The organism is Rhodoplanes azumiensis, assembly GCF_042682915.1.
Lineage (GTDB): Bacteria > Pseudomonadota > Alphaproteobacteria > Rhizobiales > Xanthobacteraceae > Rhodoplanes > Rhodoplanes azumiensis.
The window spans coordinates 14,655-30,271 of the sequence record NZ_JBHUIW010000038.1; the positions used below are offsets into that span (position 1 = coordinate 14,655).

The 15,617-nt window shown below is 70.7% G+C and carries 14 protein-coding genes; 11 read left to right on the forward strand and 3 right to left on the reverse strand.

What is annotated here, in order from left to right; genetic code table 11:
- Nucleotides 1-80 precede the first annotated feature (80 nt).
- Together ACFSOX_RS22225 and ACFSOX_RS22230 are read right to left on the reverse strand one after the other, a co-directional pair.
- Nucleotides 81-1,313 carry an ABC transporter substrate-binding protein gene (locus ACFSOX_RS22225; protein WP_378480015.1) on the reverse strand — a complete coding sequence of 411 codons (1,233 nt, stop codon included), beginning with the start codon at nucleotides 1,311-1,313 and terminating at the stop codon, nucleotides 81-83.
- Nucleotides 1,310-2,149, reverse strand: coding sequence for a GntR family transcriptional regulator (locus tag ACFSOX_RS22230; protein ID WP_378480016.1), 840 nt, complete (start codon nucleotides 2,147-2,149; stop codon nucleotides 1,310-1,312). The genes ACFSOX_RS22225 and ACFSOX_RS22230 overlap by 4 nt, the downstream gene beginning before the upstream one ends.
- A gap of 333 nt (nucleotides 2,150-2,482) precedes the next feature.
- On the opposite strand from ACFSOX_RS22230, the gene ACFSOX_RS22235 reads away from it, so the two are divergent.
- Nucleotides 2,483-2,737, forward strand: coding sequence for a hypothetical protein (locus ACFSOX_RS22235; protein ID WP_378480017.1), 255 nt, complete (start codon nucleotides 2,483-2,485; stop codon nucleotides 2,735-2,737).
- A 48-nt stretch (nucleotides 2,738-2,785) separates the two neighbouring features.
- On the opposite strand, the gene ACFSOX_RS22240 is transcribed toward ACFSOX_RS22235, so the two are convergent.
- Nucleotides 2,786-3,319, reverse strand: coding sequence for a MarR family winged helix-turn-helix transcriptional regulator (locus ACFSOX_RS22240; protein WP_378480018.1), 534 nt, complete (start codon nucleotides 3,317-3,319; stop codon nucleotides 2,786-2,788).
- Between the two features lie 206 nt (nucleotides 3,320-3,525).
- Between ACFSOX_RS22240 and ACFSOX_RS22245 the strand changes: the two genes are divergently transcribed.
- The 10 genes from ACFSOX_RS22245 (at nucleotide 3,526) to ACFSOX_RS22290 (ending at nucleotide 15,436) form a co-directional block, all read left to right on the forward strand.
- The gene (locus tag ACFSOX_RS22245) at nucleotides 3,526-4,701 is read left to right on the forward strand and encodes an ABC transporter substrate-binding protein (RefSeq protein ID WP_378480019.1); all 1,176 of its coding nucleotides are present in this window, start codon (nucleotides 3,526-3,528) and stop codon (nucleotides 4,699-4,701) included.
- Between the two features lie 148 nt (nucleotides 4,702-4,849).
- Nucleotides 4,850-5,890, forward strand: a complete 1,041-nt coding sequence (locus ACFSOX_RS22250) for a branched-chain amino acid ABC transporter permease (protein WP_378480020.1) — start codon at nucleotides 4,850-4,852, stop codon at nucleotides 5,888-5,890.
- On the forward strand, nucleotides 5,890-7,686 hold the full coding sequence (locus tag ACFSOX_RS22255; RefSeq protein ID WP_378480021.1) for a branched-chain amino acid ABC transporter ATP-binding protein/permease: 1,797 nt from the start codon (nucleotides 5,890-5,892) through the stop codon (nucleotides 7,684-7,686). The genes ACFSOX_RS22250 and ACFSOX_RS22255 overlap by 1 nt, the downstream gene beginning before the upstream one ends.
- A complete protein-coding gene (locus ACFSOX_RS22260) occupies nucleotides 7,683-8,465 on the forward strand; it encodes an ABC transporter ATP-binding protein (protein ID WP_378480022.1) in 783 nt (260 codons plus the stop codon). The genes ACFSOX_RS22255 and ACFSOX_RS22260 overlap by 4 nt, the downstream gene beginning before the upstream one ends.
- Before the next feature lie 62 nt (nucleotides 8,466-8,527).
- Nucleotides 8,528-9,319, forward strand: a complete 792-nt coding sequence (locus ACFSOX_RS22265; RefSeq protein WP_378480023.1) for a crotonase/enoyl-CoA hydratase family protein — start codon at nucleotides 8,528-8,530, stop codon at nucleotides 9,317-9,319.
- 81 nt (nucleotides 9,320-9,400) lie between these two features.
- The gene (locus ACFSOX_RS22270) at nucleotides 9,401-11,275 is read left to right on the forward strand and encodes a feruloyl-CoA synthase (RefSeq protein WP_378480024.1); all 1,875 of its coding nucleotides are present in this window, start codon (nucleotides 9,401-9,403) and stop codon (nucleotides 11,273-11,275) included.
- Nucleotides 11,272-12,138, forward strand: a complete 867-nt coding sequence (locus tag ACFSOX_RS22275; RefSeq protein ID WP_378480025.1) for an amidohydrolase family protein — start codon at nucleotides 11,272-11,274, stop codon at nucleotides 12,136-12,138. The genes ACFSOX_RS22270 and ACFSOX_RS22275 overlap by 4 nt, the downstream gene beginning before the upstream one ends.
- A 147-nt stretch (nucleotides 12,139-12,285) precedes the next feature.
- Nucleotides 12,286-13,047: an SDR family NAD(P)-dependent oxidoreductase gene (locus ACFSOX_RS22280; RefSeq protein ID WP_378480026.1), complete on the forward strand. Its 762-nt coding sequence runs from the start codon at nucleotides 12,286-12,288 to the stop codon at nucleotides 13,045-13,047.
- Between the two features lie 153 nt (nucleotides 13,048-13,200).
- Nucleotides 13,201-14,997, forward strand: a complete 1,797-nt coding sequence (locus ACFSOX_RS22285; RefSeq protein WP_378480027.1) for an acyl-CoA dehydrogenase family protein — start codon at nucleotides 13,201-13,203, stop codon at nucleotides 14,995-14,997.
- A 148-nt stretch (nucleotides 14,998-15,145) separates the two neighbouring features.
- Nucleotides 15,146-15,436: a hypothetical protein gene (locus ACFSOX_RS22290; protein WP_378480028.1), complete on the forward strand. Its 291-nt coding sequence runs from the start codon at nucleotides 15,146-15,148 to the stop codon at nucleotides 15,434-15,436.
- The last annotated feature ends 181 nt before the right edge of the window (nucleotides 15,437-15,617 follow it).

Consider the following 15,617-nt stretch of genomic DNA (forward strand, 5'->3'; position numbering starts at 1 on the left):
CGGTGCGCGGGGTGATGCGGCGGAGCCGGGCTCCGCCGTCGTCGAGACGCGAGCGGCGGCACGGTGACCGCCGCGCAGGATCAGGCCTTCAACGGGAAGACCGGCTTCACTTGGGCGAAGCCGTCCGGATAGATCACCTTCACGTCGTTGTCCTGGATCTGGGTGTTGAGCGGCAGGGCATTGACGTTCTGGCCCTCGACGAACGTCGAGCGGCCGTAGGGCATCACGCCGCTGCCGAAGTCGCGGCTCGACAGCGCCGCGATCAGCTTGTCGGAGGCGACGCCGCCGGCCGCCTCGATCGCCTCGGCCATCAGCATCACGGCCGAGTAGTTGAGCGGCACGTTGTAGACATAGGACTTGCCCGCCGCCTCGGTGCGGGCCCGGATGTCGGCCGACTTCGGGTTCTTCGGATCGTGCCAATGGTTGCAGTCGATGACGCCGTCGGCGGCCTGCGGGAACTCCTTGACGAAGCGCAGGCTGGAGGCGCCGCCGCCGAAGATCGCGTAGATCGCCTTGGGCCGGATGCGCTGCTGCTGCATGGTGCGGGCGAGCAGCACGAACTCGCCGTAGTAGTTCGACGGGATCACGAGATCCGGCTTGAGCGAGCGGATGCGCAGCGCGATGTTGGACATGTCGCGCGCCGGCGTCGGATGCGAGATCGTCTCCAGCACCTCGAAGCCGAGCTTGGGCAGCTCGGTGCCGAGCAGCTTGGCGAGGCCGGAGCCGAACAGCCCGTCCTCGTGGACGATCACCACGGTCTTCACCGGCTTGCCGGCGGCATCGTTCAAGGTGACGAGGTTCTTCAGCGCGACCTCGGTCGCCATGCTGAAGCTCGGCGCCATGCGGAACGTGTTCTTGAGCCCGCGCTTGGTGATCGCGTCGGCGACGCCGACGTCGACCAGATAGGGCAGGTCGTAGCGGGCCGCCGCCTGCGTCGCGGTCATGCACAGGCCGCTGCCGAAGCCGCCGACGATCGCAGCGACCTTCTCGCCCTGCAGCCGCTCGACCTCCTGGGCCGCGGCCTCGGGGTTCGAGCGGTTGTCGGCGAACACCATCTCGATCTTCGCCCCGCCCAGTGCCTTCAGGCCGCCGGCCGCGTTGATGTCGGCGATGGCGAGCTCGGCACCGAGCCGGCCGAGCTCGCCCGCCTCGGCGAGCGCGCCGGTCACCGGCTGGATGATGCCGAGCTTCACGGCCGGGGCCTGCGCCCGCAGCACGGTCGGGGCCGCGATCAGGGCCGCGCCGGCGGCGCCGGCCTTCAGCACTGCGCGGCGCGAGAGCGCGGCGTCGAGCCGGCGATCGGACGATGTCATGGACGGATCCCTTTCTTGCTGGTGGCCCGCTTCGGACGGGGGGCGCTGGACTTGCGAGACGGGCCGCTGGTGCGCACCACGGTCGGGGTCCACCGACGGGTGCCGTCGGCTCCGGTGCGGACGAGGTCCATCTGGAAGGCGTAGCGATCGGGCCGGTAGAGCGCGTGCAGGTGCTCGACGCCGCGGCCGGACGGCTCGTAGACGACGCGGGTCAGCGAGATCACCGGGTCGCCGGGCGCGAGATCGAGCGCCTCCGCCGTCTCGGGACCGACCAGGCTGGCGCTGATCGACTGCGTCGCGCGCTCGGCGACGACGCCGGACCGCTCCATCAGCTCGAGCAGCGGAATGGTCGCGAGGTCGCGCTCCGAGTAGGTGAGGCCGATGCGCTCGGGCACGTGCGTCGTGAGATAGGAGAACGGCTGCCCGTCGATCAGCCGCACCCGCACCGAGCGCTGCACCCGCTCGCCGCGCCCGAGGCCGAGCGGCTCGGCGATCGAGGCCGGCGGCACCACATACGCGAAGGACAGGAGCTTCACCGCGGTGGTGCGCCCCATCTCGATCAGGTTGGAGAGCACGTTGGAGAAGTCGGCGACGATCGGCCGCGACGCCGGCACGTCCTCGACGAAGGTGCCGGAGCCGACACGCCGCCGCACCAGCCCCTCGTCGGCCAGCAGATCGAGGGCGCGCCGTACCGTGACGCGCGAGACGCCGTGCTCCTGGGCCAGCGCCGGCTCGCTCGGCAGTCGCCCGCCCGGCGCCACCGCCCCGCCGACGATGCGGTCGCGCAGCAGAAGATAGAGCCGGCGTGTCTTGAGAAGCTCGACGGCGGCCGTCAAACGGTGCTCCCGGTTCGTTCGGGCGAGAGGACACGGCGCGCCCGATCTCGGCGGCCCGGCGCCAATTGTATCAAAAACCAGACAGCTTCTGTCAACGCGAGACCTGCCGATATGATGGGCAGGCGCCCCCAGAATCCGATCATTTTGTGCGCCGTTCCGCAACGCACTGCTCAATCACGGAGCCAGGATGCGGTGATTTCCGCGCGCCTCGCCGACAGACCTGTCTCATCGATGGGATCGGTGTCGGACACCGCGTTACGATGACGCAGCCGTCGAGCGGGCCGATCCGCGGTCCCTTTCCGGGTCCGGCGCATCCGGGCTAACATCGCCCGGATGGCACAGCTCACCCCCGTTCAACTGAGGCTTTCGCAAGCCGAGCGCCGGGTCGCCTGCGACCGGCGCCGCGTCGCACTGCAACAAATGTTCGTCGACGGGCTCGAGGCCCGCGGCTTCGACGCGACCGGCGCGCGCCTGGTGCTCGCCCAGCTCGCCGAGACGTTACACACCAGCCTCGCGGTCCGGGCTCGCATGCGGGCGCTCGCCGGAATCTCGGAGTCCGACGACCCGCATCGATCCGCAGCGGCGTGACGCTCGGGCGCGCCCCGATCGGACGTCGTCAGCTCGGGTCCGGCGCGATCAGGCCTCGTCGCGGTCGCCCATCATGGCGGCGATCTCGCGCAGCGGCGCGAACAGGCCGGCATAGACGTCGGCGCCGAGGCGCGCGACGATGCGCTGCTCGTGATCGGCCGAGATGCGGTGCAGCTTGCGCATCAGCACCCGCCCCTCCGCCGTGAGCGAGAGCGCATGGGCGCGGCGGTCGCGCACGGTCGCCTCGCGGCGCACCAGGCCGCGCGCCTCGAGCGCGTCGATCATCGCCACCAGATTGGTCTTCTTGATGCCGAGCGCGTCGGCGATGCGCGTCTGGCTGAGACCTGCGTTGCGCTCGATCACGGTGAGGATCGAGTACTGGGCCGGGCGGATATCGAGCGCCTCGAAGCGCGAGAAAAAGTCCTGGAAGACGGCGAGCTGCGCGCGGCGCAGCACGTAGCCGACCCGCTGGTCGAGCGGCCCGAAATCGATGGAGGTCTTCGTCGAGGCATCGGCGGACCGCGGCTCGGCGACATCGCGGGCGATCGGCTTCGTCGTTCTCGCGCGCAGGGAAGAGTCCATCGTCTCGGAACCTGAGAGTTGGAGATCCGGCCGGCGAGGCATTTCGACACAGGCGACCGCCGGTCGACCGCTCCCGCAAAATTACGCAGGGCCGGCTGTTGACGCAACATAATAGTTATATAAGATCACCATCAGGCGAAGACGTCCGGCCGCGACGAGCAGACAACGGACGCACGCCGAGGAAACGTCACATCGAGGAGAGGGCCATGCCCCTTGTGATTCGCGCGCTTCTCGCCGGCGCGGCCGCGTCGGCCATGCTCGTCGGCGCCGCCCATGCCCAGGCCGGCACCGGCGACGGCGGCACCGTCAACATCGGCATCACGGTGTCGCAGACCGGCCCCGCCGCGGCGCTCGGCATCCCCCAGAAGAACAGCGTCGCCCAACTGCCCAAGAAGGTCGGCCCCTACACGGTCGAGTACACGGTGCTGGACGACGCGACCGATCCGACCAAGGCGGTCGCCAACGCCCGCAAGCTGATCGCCGAGCAGAAGATCGACTATCTGCTCGGCTCCTCGGCGACGCCGGCGACGCTGGCGCTGGTCGACGTCGCCGCCGAGACCAAGACGCCCTACTGCGCCATGGTGCCGACCCGCTCGCTGGTCGATCCCATGGACGAGAAGCGCCGCTGGGTGTTCAAGGCCGTGCAGGACGACACCATCATGGCGGAGGCGCTCGCCGAACACATGGCGGCGAACGGCGTCAAGACGATCGGCTTCCTCGGCTACACGGACGGCTACGGCCAGGGCTGGCTCGACGCGGTCGGCAAGGTGATGCCGGGCAAGGGCATCACGGTGGTCGCGACCGAGCGGTTCCAGCGCACCGATACCAGCGTCACGGGCCAGGCGCTCAAAATCGTCGCGGCCAATCCCGACGCGGTGCTGATCGCCGCCTCCGGCACGCCCGCCGTGATGCCGCAGAAGGCGCTGAAGGAGCAGGGCTTTCGCAAGCCGATCTACCAGACCCACGGGGTCTCCACGATGGAGTTCGTGCGGGTCGGCGGCAAGGACGTCGAAGGCACCGTGTTCCCGGCCGGCCCGGTGGTGATCGCCGACCAGCTCCCGGACTCCAATCCGATCAAGAAGGTCGCGCTCGACTACATCAAGGGTTACGAGGCGAACAACAAGTCGCCGGTCGCCGGCTTCGGCGCCCACATGGTCGACTGCGCGCTCCTGATGATCGACGCGCTCGGCCGGATGCCCCCCGGCGCGAAGCCCGGCACGCCGGAGTTCCGCGCCGCGCTGCGCGACGCGATCGAGGGCTCGAAGGAGGTGGTCGGCAACCACGGCGTCTTCACCTTCTCGCCGACCGACCATGCCGGCCTCGACAAGCGCTCGCGTGTGCTCATCAAGATCGACGGCGGCAAGTGGACACTGCTGCCCTGACCTGAATTGACGCCGGCGCCGGGGCGGTCCCGGCGATCCCGAGTCTCTCGATGACGACCCGTGACGCACCGGCCGCCGGCCGGTGCGGAGACGTGGCGGTGGCGTCGTGGCCCGCTCGAAGGTGGCCCGACCGCGCGGCGAGCCCGGCATGAACACGACGATCGCACTTTTTCTTCTGCAGGACGGTGTCATCAACGGTGCCGTCTACGGGCTGCTCGGCGTCACGCTCGTGATGGTGTTCACCATCACGCGGGTGATCTTCGTGCCGCAGGGCGAGTTCGTCGCCTGGGGCGCGCTCACCTTCGCGGCGCTCGAGGCCGGCAAGGTGCCGGGCACGGCCTGGCTGCTGGTCGTGCTCGGCGCCGCCGCCGCGATCCTCGAGCTCGTCCGGGACCGGACCGCTCTCACGCCGCGCCGAGTCGCCGTGATCGTCGCGCGCGACATCGCGATGCCGGTCGCCGTGCTCGTCGGCGTCGTGCTGTTGGCGCCGCTCCTGGCCGGGACCGTGGCCCGCCTCGTGTTGACGCTGGTGCTGCTCGTGCCGATGGGCCCGCTGGTCTACCGGCTCGCCTTCCAGCCGCTCGCCGACGCCTCGGTGCTGGTGCTGTTCATCGCCGCGATCGGCGTCCACATCGCGCTGGTCGGGCTCGGCCTCGTGTTCTTCGGCGCCGAGGGCTTCCGCACCACGCCGTTCTCGGACGCCATCGTCCCGCTCGGCCCGGCCGTGATCAAGGCGCAGGGCCTCTGGGTTCTCGCCGTCACGGCGCTGCTGCTCGCGGCCTTATGGGCGTTCTTCGAGTTCACGCTCGCCGGCAAGGCGCTGCGCGCCACCGCCGTCAACCGGCTCGGCGCCCGCCTGGTCGGCATCCCGACGCGGGCGACGGGCCGCGCCGCCTTCGCACTCGCCGCCGCGATCGGGGCGCTGTCCGGCGTCCTGATCGGCCCGTTGACGACGATCTACTACGACACCGGCTTCCTGATCGGACTGAAGGGCTTCGTCGCCGCGATCATGGGCGGGCTCGCGAGCTATCCGCTCACGGCGCTCGCCGCCGTTCTGGTCGGGCTCCTCGAGTCCTTCTCGGCCTTCGTCGCGAGCCCGTTCAAGGAGGTCATCGTCTTCTCGCTGATCATCCCGGTGCTGCTGTGGCGCTCGCTCGCCGCCGGCCATCAGGACGAGGAAGAGACCTGATGCGCGCCCCCGATACGCCTCCCTCCCGGCCGCTCCTCCATCACCTGCCGCGCGTCGCCGCGATCGGCGCGATCGCGATCGTGCCGCTGGTGCCGGGCATTCCCGACTTCTGGATCACGCTCGCCGGCTACATCGGACTGTCGAGTCTGGTCGCCATCGGGCTCGTGCTGCTCACCGGCGTCGGCGGTATGACGTCGTTCGGCCAAGCCGCCTTCGTCGGCTTCGGCGCCTACACGACCGCGGTGCTGACCAAGGACTTCGGCGTCTCGCCGTGGCTGACCCTGCCGGTCTCGCTCGCCACCACGGGCGCCATGGCGCTCGTCATCGGCGCCGTCACGGTGCGGCTCTCCGGCCATTTCCTGCCGCTCGGCACCATCGCCTGGGGCATCGCGTTCTTCTACCTGTTCGGCAACGTCGAGGCGCTCGGCCGCTTCGACGGCATCAACGGCATCCCGCCGCTCGACGTGCTCGGCATCCCGCTGATCGACGCGCGCGCCGTGTTCTACCCCGTCTGGATCGCCGTGATCCTGGCCGTGATCCTCAGCGAGAACCTGCTCGACAGCCGCATGGGCCGGGCGATCCGGGCGCTGCGCGACGGCCGGCTCGCCGCCGAGTCGTTCGGCATCGACACGGCCCGCGTGAAGCTCGTCGTGTTCGTCTACGCGGCGCTGCTCGCCGGGCTCTCGGGCTGGCTCTACGCCCATGTCCAGCGCGCCGTGTCGCCGTCGCCCTTCGGCCTCAACGCCGGCATCGAGTATCTGTTGATGGCGGTGCTGGGCGGCGCCGGCCACGTGCTCGGCGGCGTGCTCGGCGCCGGCATCGTGACGCTGCTCAAGGACCAGCTCCAGGACATCCTGCCGAAGCTGATCGGCGCCGACGGCAGCTTCGAGAGCATCGTGTTCGGCATTCTGATGGTCGTCGTGCTCCAGGTGGCGCGCGACGGACTGTGGCCGCTGGTGATGCGGGTTCTGCCGAAGGCGCCGCCCAAGACCGTGGCGACCGGCGTGCCGCTGCCGGCCCGCACGATGCCCGAGCGCGGCGTACCACTGCTCGCGGTGGAGAAGGCGCGAAAGCAGTTCGGCGGGCTCGTCGCCGTCAACGACGTCAGCTTCACCGTGAAGGCGGGCGAGATCGTCGGGCTGATCGGGCCGAACGGCGCCGGCAAGAGCACGACCTTCAACCTGCTCACCGGCGTGCTACCGGCGACCACGGGCGAGATCACGCTCGCCGGCGAACGGATCGAGCGATCCTCCGCGCGGGCGATCGCGCGGCGCGGCGTCGCCCGCACGTTCCAGCACGTCAAGCTCGCGCGTCAGATGACCGTGCTGGAGAACGTCGCGCTCGGCGCCCATCTGCGCGGCCGTGCCGGCGTGGTCGCCGCGATGCTGCGGCTCGATCGCGCCGACGAGACGCGGCTGCTCGGCGAGGCGACCCGCCAGCTCGATCGCGTCGGGCTCGCCGCCCATCTGCACAAGCCGGCCACCTCGCTGGCGCTCGGCCAGCAGCGGGTCGCCGAGATCGCCCGCGCGCTCTGCCTCGATCCGCAGCTCCTCCTTCTCGACGAGCCGGCCGCCGGCCTGCGCTTCGCCGAGAAGCAGCAGCTCGCCGCGCTGCTCGCACGGCTGCGCGACGAGGGCGTCTCGATCCTGCTGGTCGAGCACGACATGGACTTCGTGATGAAGCTCACCGACCACATCGTGGTGCTCGACTTCGGCAAGAAGATCGCCGAGGGCCCCCCGGCCACGATCGCCGCCGATCCGGCCGTGCTCGAAGCCTATCTCGGAGGTGTCGAATGACCGCCTCGTCCCGCGTCGACCCGACGCCCGCCGCAAGGACCGGGCCGCGCCCCGCGTCCCCCGACGCGATCCTCGACGTCGGCGAGGTGTCGGTCAGCTACGGCCGTGTCGAGGCGGTGCGGCGCGTCTCGCTCACCATCCCGCGCGGCGGCATCGTCACCATCATCGGGGCCAACGGGGCCGGCAAGACGACGCTGCTGAACGCCATCGCCGGCGTGCTGCCGGGCGTCGGCCGCATCCGGCTCGACGGCCGCGACATCGCCGGCGAGGACGTCGAGACACGGGTCGCCGACGGGCTCTGTCTGGTGCCGGAGAAGCGCGAATTGTTCGCCACCATGTCGGTCGAGGACAACCTGCGGCTCGGCGCCTGGCGGCTCGGCAACCGCGCCGCCGGCGAGGGATTGGCCGGCGTGTTCGAGCGCTTCCCGCGGCTGAAGGAACGGCGCCGCCAGCACGCCGGAACGCTGTCGGGTGGCGAGCGGCAGATGCTCGCCATGGGGCGCGCCCTGATGGCGCGGCCGCGCGTCCTGATGCTCGACGAGCCGAGCCTCGGGCTCGCCCCGCGCATCGTCAAGGACGTGCTGCGCATCGTCACCGAGCTGCGCCGGACCGGCGTGTCGATCCTGCTGGTCGAGCAGAATGCGCGGGCCGCCCTCCAGGTCGCCGACTACGCCTATGTGATGGAGCTCGGCGAGATCACGATCCACGGCCCGGCGGCCGAGCTCGCACAGGACCGCCGCGTCATCGACAGCTATCTCGGGCTCGGCGCCAGGCATTGAACCCCACGGCTCGGCACGCCGAGCGCATGGACCGAAAGCGATTTCCGACCAGGACCATCCCCATGCTGGACATCGGACTGCCTCCCACCCTGACCGCCGAGATCGACGGCGAGATCGCGCTCCTGCGGCTGTCGCGCCCGCACAAGCGCAACGCTCTCGATCTCGCCACCATCCAGGGCCTGCATCGGTTCTTCGCGCACCTGCCGGTCGGTGTGCGAGCCGTCGTGCTCTCCGGCGAGGGCGAGCACTTCTGCGCCGGCCTCGATCTCGAGGACGTGGTCGAGCCCGACGACATCCTCGAGGTGATCCACCACTCGCAGACCTGGCACCAGGCGTTCCACGAGATCCAGTTCGGCCGCGTGCCCGTGGTCGCCGCCCTGCACGGCGCCGTCGTCGGGGGCGGCTTCGAGCTCGCCGCCGCGACCCACATCCGGGTCGCCGAGCCGTCGACCTACTACGCGCTGCCCGAGGGCCAGCGCGGCATCTTCCTCGGCGGCGGCGGCTCGGTGCGCATCCCGCGGCTGATCGGCGTCCCGCTCGTGCAGGATCTGATGCTCACCGGCCGCACGCTGTCGGCCGAGGAGGGCCGCATGCACGGCGCGAGCCAGTATCTGGTCGGGGCCGGAGAGGCGCTGCCCCGCGCCAAGGCGCTCGCGCAGAAGATCGCCCGCAACGCCGAGATGACCAACTTCGCCGTGCTTCATGCGCTGCCGCGCATCGCCGCGAGCGATCCGGCGGCCGGCTTCTTCACCGAGTCGCTGATGGCGGCGATCGCGGCCGGAACCCCGGAGGCGCAGCAGCGCCTGCGGGATTTCCTGGAGAAGCGCGCCGGCAAGGTGAAGCCGGGGCTGTGACCCTCGCGCCGCGCCGCCAGCCGTGATGCAGGCTCGCAAGACCACACGCAGCACCGAGAAGAAACGGTCGGGAGGACGATCATGACGACCATCGAGATGTTGCATGCGCCCGAGGTCCGCCAATGCGGGCCGTCCGAGGTCGAGCTGATCCGCCGCGACGACGGCTCGATGATCGTGCGCTCGCCGCATCCGCTGCCGCCCTACCAGCGATCGATGACCGACCGGCTCGACCACTGGGCCGCGGTGGCGCCCGACCGGCCGTACCTGGCCGAGCGCGACGGCACCGGCGCCTGGCGGCACGTCACCTATGCCGAGGCGCGGTCGCTCGCCCGCGCGATCGCGCAGGCGCTGATCGACCGCGGCCTCTCGCCCGAGCGCCCGCTCGCCATCCTGTCCGGCAACAGCATCGACCACGCGCTGCTCGGCCTCGGCGCCATGTATGCGGGCGTGCCCTACGCTTCGGTGTCGCCGCCCTACTCGCTCGCCTCCACCGACTTCGCCAAGCTGCGCGCGATCCTCGGCGTGCTGACGCCCGGCCTGGTGTTCGCCTCGAGCGGCGCGATGTTCGCGCGCGCCATCACGGCGACCGTGCCGGAGGACGTCGAGCTCGTGGTCAGCGAGGACGCGCTGATCGACCGGCCGACGACACCGATCTCGGCACTCCTCAACACGCCGGCCGGCCCGGCCGTCGACGCCGCACATGCCGCGGTCGGCCCCGACACCATCGCCAAGCTCCTGTTCACGTCGGGCTCGACCGGCGACCCCAAGGGCGTGATCAACACCCAGCTGATGTTGACCAGCAACCAGGCGATGATCAACACGGCGTTCCCGACGCTCGCCGAGGAGCCGCTGGTGCTGGTCGACTGGCTGCCGTGGAGCCACACCTACGGGGCGAACCACAATTTCGGCGTCACGCTGATGAACGGCGGCACGCTGCACATCGACCAGGGCAAGCCGCTGCCCGGCCTGATCGAGGAGACGGTCCGCAATCTCCGCGAGATCGCGCCCACGGCCTATTACAACGTGCCGAAGGGCTTCGAGATGCTGCTGCCCTATCTGCGCGACGACGCGGAACTCCGCCGCACCTTCTTCAGCCGCCTGAAGTTCCTGCTCTACGCCGGCGCCGCGCTGTCGACCGTGGTGCGCCAGGAGTACGAGCGCATGGCGATCGCCGAGCGCGGCGAGCGCATCCCGATGTTCACGTCGCTCGGCTCGACCGAGACGGCGCCCTCGGCGCTCAGCGTCACGGCCAAGGCCTGCGCGCCCGGCGTCGTCGGCATCCCGAACGTGGGCGTCGAGATGAAGCTCGTTCCCTCCGCCGGCAAGCTCGAGGCACGCATCAGAAGCCCGTCGATCACGCCCGGCTACTGGCGGCGCCCCGACCTCACCGCCACCGCCTTCGACGAGGAGGGCTTCTACAGGCTGGGCGACGCGGTCCGCTTCGCCGATCCGGACGATCCGGAGAAAGGCTTCCTGTTCGACGGCCGCATCGCCGAGGACTTCAAGCTCGCCACCGGCACCTGGGTCAGCGTCGGGCCCCTGCGCGCCCGCGCCATCGAGAAGCTGGCGCCGCTGATCCGCGATCTCGTCATCGCCGGCCACGACCGCGACGACGTGACGGCGCTGCTGATCCCGGACCTTGCGGCGTGCCGGGCCGCGTTCCGGGCCGACGCCTCGGTGAGCGATGCCACCATCCTGGGCAGCGCCGTGCTGCGCGCCCAGATCGCCGAGCGCCTCGGCGCCCTGAACGCCGGGGTGCACGGCTCGTCGTTCCGCATCGAGCGTGCCCTCGTGCTGACCGAGCCGCCCTCGATCGACGCCGGCGAGATGACCGACAAGGGATCGATCAACCAGCGTGCCGTCATCGCGCGGCGCGCCGCGCTGGTCGAGGAGCTCTATGCCGAGAAGCTGTCCGAACGGGTGATCCTGCCGGCCGGCCACGGGGACCACGCATGAACATCGACGCTCTCGTCGCCATCGACGTCCACACCCATGCCGAGGTGTCGTGCCGGCATCCGCACGACCCCGCCTGGGCGCCCTACGAGGAGGCGGCCAACAGGTATTTCAAGGCCGGCAAGCGGCCGACCATCGCCGAGACCATCGCCTATTATCGCGAGCGCCGCATCGGGCTCGTGATGTTCACGGTGGACTGCGAGCACGAGATCGGCGCCCGCCGCATCCCGAACGAAGAGGTCGCGGACGCGGCACGTGACAACAGCGACATCATGATGGCGTTCGCCAGCATCGATCCGCACAAGGGCAAGCTCGGCGTGCGCGAGGCGCGCGACCTGATCGAGGCCGGCGTCGTCAAGGGCTTCAAGTTCCACCCGACCCTGCAGGGCTTCTTCCCGAACGACCGGATGGCCTATCCGCTCTACGAGGTGATCGCCCACCACAAGCTGCCGGCCGTGTTCCACTCCGGTCATTCCGGCATCGGCACCGGGATGCCGGGGGGCGGCGGGCTCAAGCTGAAATACTCGAACCCGATCCATCTCGACGACGTCGCCGCCGACTTCCCGGACATGACGATCATCATCGCGCACCCGTCCTGGCCGTGGCAGGACGAGGCGCTGTCGGTGTGCCTGCACAAGCCGAACGTTTATATCGACCTGTCGGGCTGGTCGCCGAAATACTTCCCCGTCGAGCTGGTGCGCTACGCCAACGGCCAGCTCAAGCACAAGATGCTGTTCGGCTCCGACTTCCCGCTGATCGCCCCGGACCGCTGGATCAAGGACTTTTCGGACGCCGGCTTCAAGCCGGACGTGCACGACCTGATCCTGAAGCAGAATGCGATCCGGGCGCTGAAGCTGGCGGCGTGACTGAGCTGGCGGATCGTAGGGTGGGCAAAGCCGCGTCAGCGGCGTGCCCACGCCGTCCGGCCTCACGATCAGGACCGCGTGGGCACGCTTCGCTTTGCCCACCCTACCGAACCCACATTACCGGAAGACGGAGCGGGGAGACCCTTCATGGACGTGAACGGACAGGCCGCGATCGTCACCGGCGGCGGCTCGGGGCTCGGCGCGGCGACGGCCGAGCGGCTCGCTCGCGCCGGCGCGAGAATCACGGTGCTCGACGTGAATCTCGACGGGGCGGCAGACGTCGCGGCGCGCATCGGCGGCCACGCGGTGCGCTGCGACGTGGCGAGCGCCGAGGAGGCGACGGCTGCCGTCGCCGCCGCGGCGGAGCGCCACGGACCGGCCCGCATCCTCGTCAACTGCGCCGGCATCGGCACGGCCAAGCGCATCCTCGGCCGCGACGGCCCCATGGACCTCGCCGACTTCGAGCGGGTGATCCGGGTGAACCTGATCGGCTCGTTCAACATGCTGCGCCTCGCGGCCGCCGGCATGGCGGGACTCGATCCGCTCGCCGATGGTGAGCGCGGCGTGATAATCTCCACCGCCTCGGTCGCCGCCTACGAGGGCCAGATCGGCCAGGCCGCCTATGCGGCCTCGAAAGGTGGTATCGTGTCGCTGACGTTGCCGGCGGCGCGCGAGCTGGCGCAGTTCGGCATCCGGGTGCTCGCCATCGCGCCGGGCTTGTTCCTGACGCCGCTGATGGGGACGCTGCCGGCCGACGTGCAGGCGAGCCTCGCCGCCTCGGTGCCGTTCCCGAAGCGGCTCGGCCGCCCGGAGGAATATGCCGACCTGGTGATGACCTGCGTCGGCAACGTGGCGCTCAACGGCGAGGTGATCCGCCTCGACGGCGCGCTGCGGCTGGCGCCGCGCTGACGCGGCCCGCCGGTTCGGCGATCGGTCGATCGCCATCGTTGTTTCCGAACTGCCGGAATTGCCGTTCCCGATCGCACTGCTCCGAACGCCACTGCTCTGAACGCCACTGCTCTGAACGCCACGGCTCAGGGCGCCACTGCTCAGGACGCCGCCATGGATTACGTCGCGCCCGTCAAGGCCATTCACCTCGCCCTCGACGACGTCGCCGGCCTCGCCGACGACATCGCCGGCGGCCTGCACGGCGAGCTCGACCCCGAGCTGCCGGCCCATATCCTGGAGGAGGCCGGGCGCTTCGCCGGCGAGACGCTGGCGCCGATCGACCGCGAGGGCGACCGCGTCGGCGCCCGCTTCGCGAACGGCACCGTCACGCTGCCGGAGGGCTGGCCGGCGATCTACAGGGCGTGGGCCGAGGCCGGCTGGAACACGGTCGACATGCCCCCGGAATGGGGCGGCATGGGGCTGCCGGTGCGGCTCGCCACCGCCTGCATGGAGATGTGGACCAGCGCCTGCATGTCGTTCTCGCTCGGCCCGGTGCTGACGCAGGGCGCCGTCGACGCGCTGGAGCTGCATGCCGACCGGGCGCTGAAGGAAAAGTACCTGCCGAAGCTCGTCGCCGGCGAATGGACCGCCACCATGGCGCTGACCGAGCCGCAGGCGGGCTCGGATCTGGCCGCCGTGCGCACCCGCGCCGTGAAGGCCGAGGACGGCACCTATCGGCTCACCGGCCAGAAGATCTTCATCACCTATGCCGAGCACGATCTCGCCGAGAACATCGTGCATCTCGTGCTGGCGCGGCTCGCCGATGCGCCGCCCGGCACCAAAGGCCTGTCGCTGTTCCTGGTGCCGAAGTTCCTGGTCGGCGACGACGGCACGCTCGGCGCCCGCAACGACGTGTGGTGCACGGGCATCGAGGACAAGCTCGGCATCCATGCGAGCCCGACCTGCAGCCTCGCCTTCGGCGACAACGGCGGCGCCGTCGGCTGGCTGGTCGGCGCCGAGAACCGCGGGCTGGCCTGCATGTTCACGATGATGAACAAGGCGCGGCTGTTCACCGGCGTGCAGGGCGTCGCGGTCGCCGAGCGCGCTTATCAGCGGGCGCTCGCCTATGCCAAGACGCGCCGCCAGGGCCGCGCCGCCGGCGCGTCGACCGACCCGTCGAGCCCGATCGTAGCGCATCCGGACGTGCGCCGCACCCTGATGACCATGAAGGCGATGACGGCGGCGGCCCGCGCCATCGCCTATGCGGCCGCCGCGGCGATCGACCGGGCCCGCCACGCGCGCACCGCAGGCGAGCGGGAGGAGGCCGAGCGGCTCGCCGGGCTGCTGACGCCGATCACCAAGGCCTGCTGCAGCGAGACCGGTGTCGAGGTCGCCTCGCTCGGCATCCAGATCCACGGCGGCATGGGCTTCGTCGAGGACACGGGCGCGGCCCAGCAATATCGCGACGCCCGCATCGTGCCGATCTACGAAGGCACCAACGGCATCCAGGCGATCGACCTCGTGACCCGCAAGGTGCTGGGGCCGGGCGGCATGATCGCCGAGGCGACGATCGCGGCGTTTCGGAGCATCGGCACGACGGCCGGCGCGATCGCCGAGCCGCGGCTGCGTCTGCTCGGCGAGGTCGTCGTCGAAGCCGCCGACGCGCTGGCGCAGGCGACCGCCTGGCTGCGTGCGCCCGAGCGCACCCCGGAGGAGCTGCTCGCCGTCGCCACGCCCTATCTCCGGCTGTTCGGCCTCGCCGCCGGCGTGGCCTATCTGGCCAAGGCCGCGCTCGCGGCCCGGGCCCGTCGGGAGGCCGGCGACAACGATCCGATCCACGCCGACACCATCGCCACGGCCTATTTCTACGCCCAGGCGATCGCCGTCGCGGCGCCGGGCCTCGCCCGCGTCGTGGTGGCGAGCGCCGATGCCCTGCCCGCCCCTTCGAGCCTGTCGGACTTCGCCGCCTGAGCCGCCGGTTCGTCAGAGGCGCCGGCGACGGGCCGGATCGGAGGCGCATGGAGGTAGCGAGAAACCAGACGGATTCGCAGTTTCCCGAAGGCGCGCTTCCCGGCAGCGATGATACGCTCGTGCCTTTCGGGGGGGGGGGGAGGGAGTCATGCCGCGCACGCCGGGCCTGCGTCGTTATTCCTTCAGCCTGCTCGTCAACGACCGCCGGCTGACGAACGAGCTGGACGGCCGCTTCGCCTCCGACGCCGACGCCGTGCAGGAGGCGCATTCGATCGCCTTCGAGCTGGTGCATGCCGATGCCTGGTGGCTGACCGTCAAGGCGACCATCATCGTCTCCGACGACGCGGCGAACGAGCTGGCCGTGCCGGTGCGCGAAGGCGCCGAGCATTATCGTCTCGCCGCCATGGCCCGCCCCGACGGACCGATTCGCCTGTCCTGATCCAACCGCCACGCCGGATCCGAACGCCTCCCCGGCGCACGTCTCCTCCCCGCGCATGGACTTTCCCACGGCACGCGGGTTCCCGGCCGACATCGTGTCGTCCGCCGGCGGCCTCCGCGTGATCCCTGGAGAAAGGCGGCCGCCGGCGCAAGGGCGCGCCGGCGGCCGTGTCTCGGTCGGG

Bases quoted from the DNA above. Each gene is read 5' to 3' on its own strand.
- ACFSOX_RS22225 (WP_378480015.1), bottom strand. From the start codon at position 1,313: ATGACATCGTCCGATCGCCGGCTCGACGCCGCGCTCTCGCGCCGCGCA.
- ACFSOX_RS22235 (WP_378480017.1), top strand. From the start codon at position 2,483: ATGGCACAGCTCACCCCCGTTCAACTGAGGCTTTCGCAAGCCGAGCGC.
- ACFSOX_RS22240 (WP_378480018.1), bottom strand. From the start codon at position 3,319: ATGGACTCTTCCCTGCGCGCGAGAACGACGAAGCCGATCGCCCGCGAT.
- ACFSOX_RS22245 (WP_378480019.1), top strand. From the start codon at position 3,526: ATGCCCCTTGTGATTCGCGCGCTTCTCGCCGGCGCGGCCGCGTCGGCC.
- ACFSOX_RS22250 (WP_378480020.1), top strand. From the start codon at position 4,850: ATGAACACGACGATCGCACTTTTTCTTCTGCAGGACGGTGTCATCAAC.
- ACFSOX_RS22255 (WP_378480021.1), top strand. From the start codon at position 5,890: ATGCGCGCCCCCGATACGCCTCCCTCCCGGCCGCTCCTCCATCACCTG.
- ACFSOX_RS22260 (WP_378480022.1), top strand. From the start codon at position 7,683: ATGACCGCCTCGTCCCGCGTCGACCCGACGCCCGCCGCAAGGACCGGG.
- ACFSOX_RS22265 (WP_378480023.1), top strand. From the start codon at position 8,528: ATGCTGGACATCGGACTGCCTCCCACCCTGACCGCCGAGATCGACGGC.
- ACFSOX_RS22270 (WP_378480024.1), top strand. From the start codon at position 9,401: ATGACGACCATCGAGATGTTGCATGCGCCCGAGGTCCGCCAATGCGGG.
- ACFSOX_RS22275 (WP_378480025.1), top strand. From the start codon at position 11,272: ATGAACATCGACGCTCTCGTCGCCATCGACGTCCACACCCATGCCGAG.
- ACFSOX_RS22280 (WP_378480026.1), top strand. From the start codon at position 12,286: ATGGACGTGAACGGACAGGCCGCGATCGTCACCGGCGGCGGCTCGGGG.
- ACFSOX_RS22285 (WP_378480027.1), top strand. From the start codon at position 13,201: ATGGATTACGTCGCGCCCGTCAAGGCCATTCACCTCGCCCTCGACGAC.
- ACFSOX_RS22290 (WP_378480028.1), top strand. From the start codon at position 15,146: ATGCCGCGCACGCCGGGCCTGCGTCGTTATTCCTTCAGCCTGCTCGTC.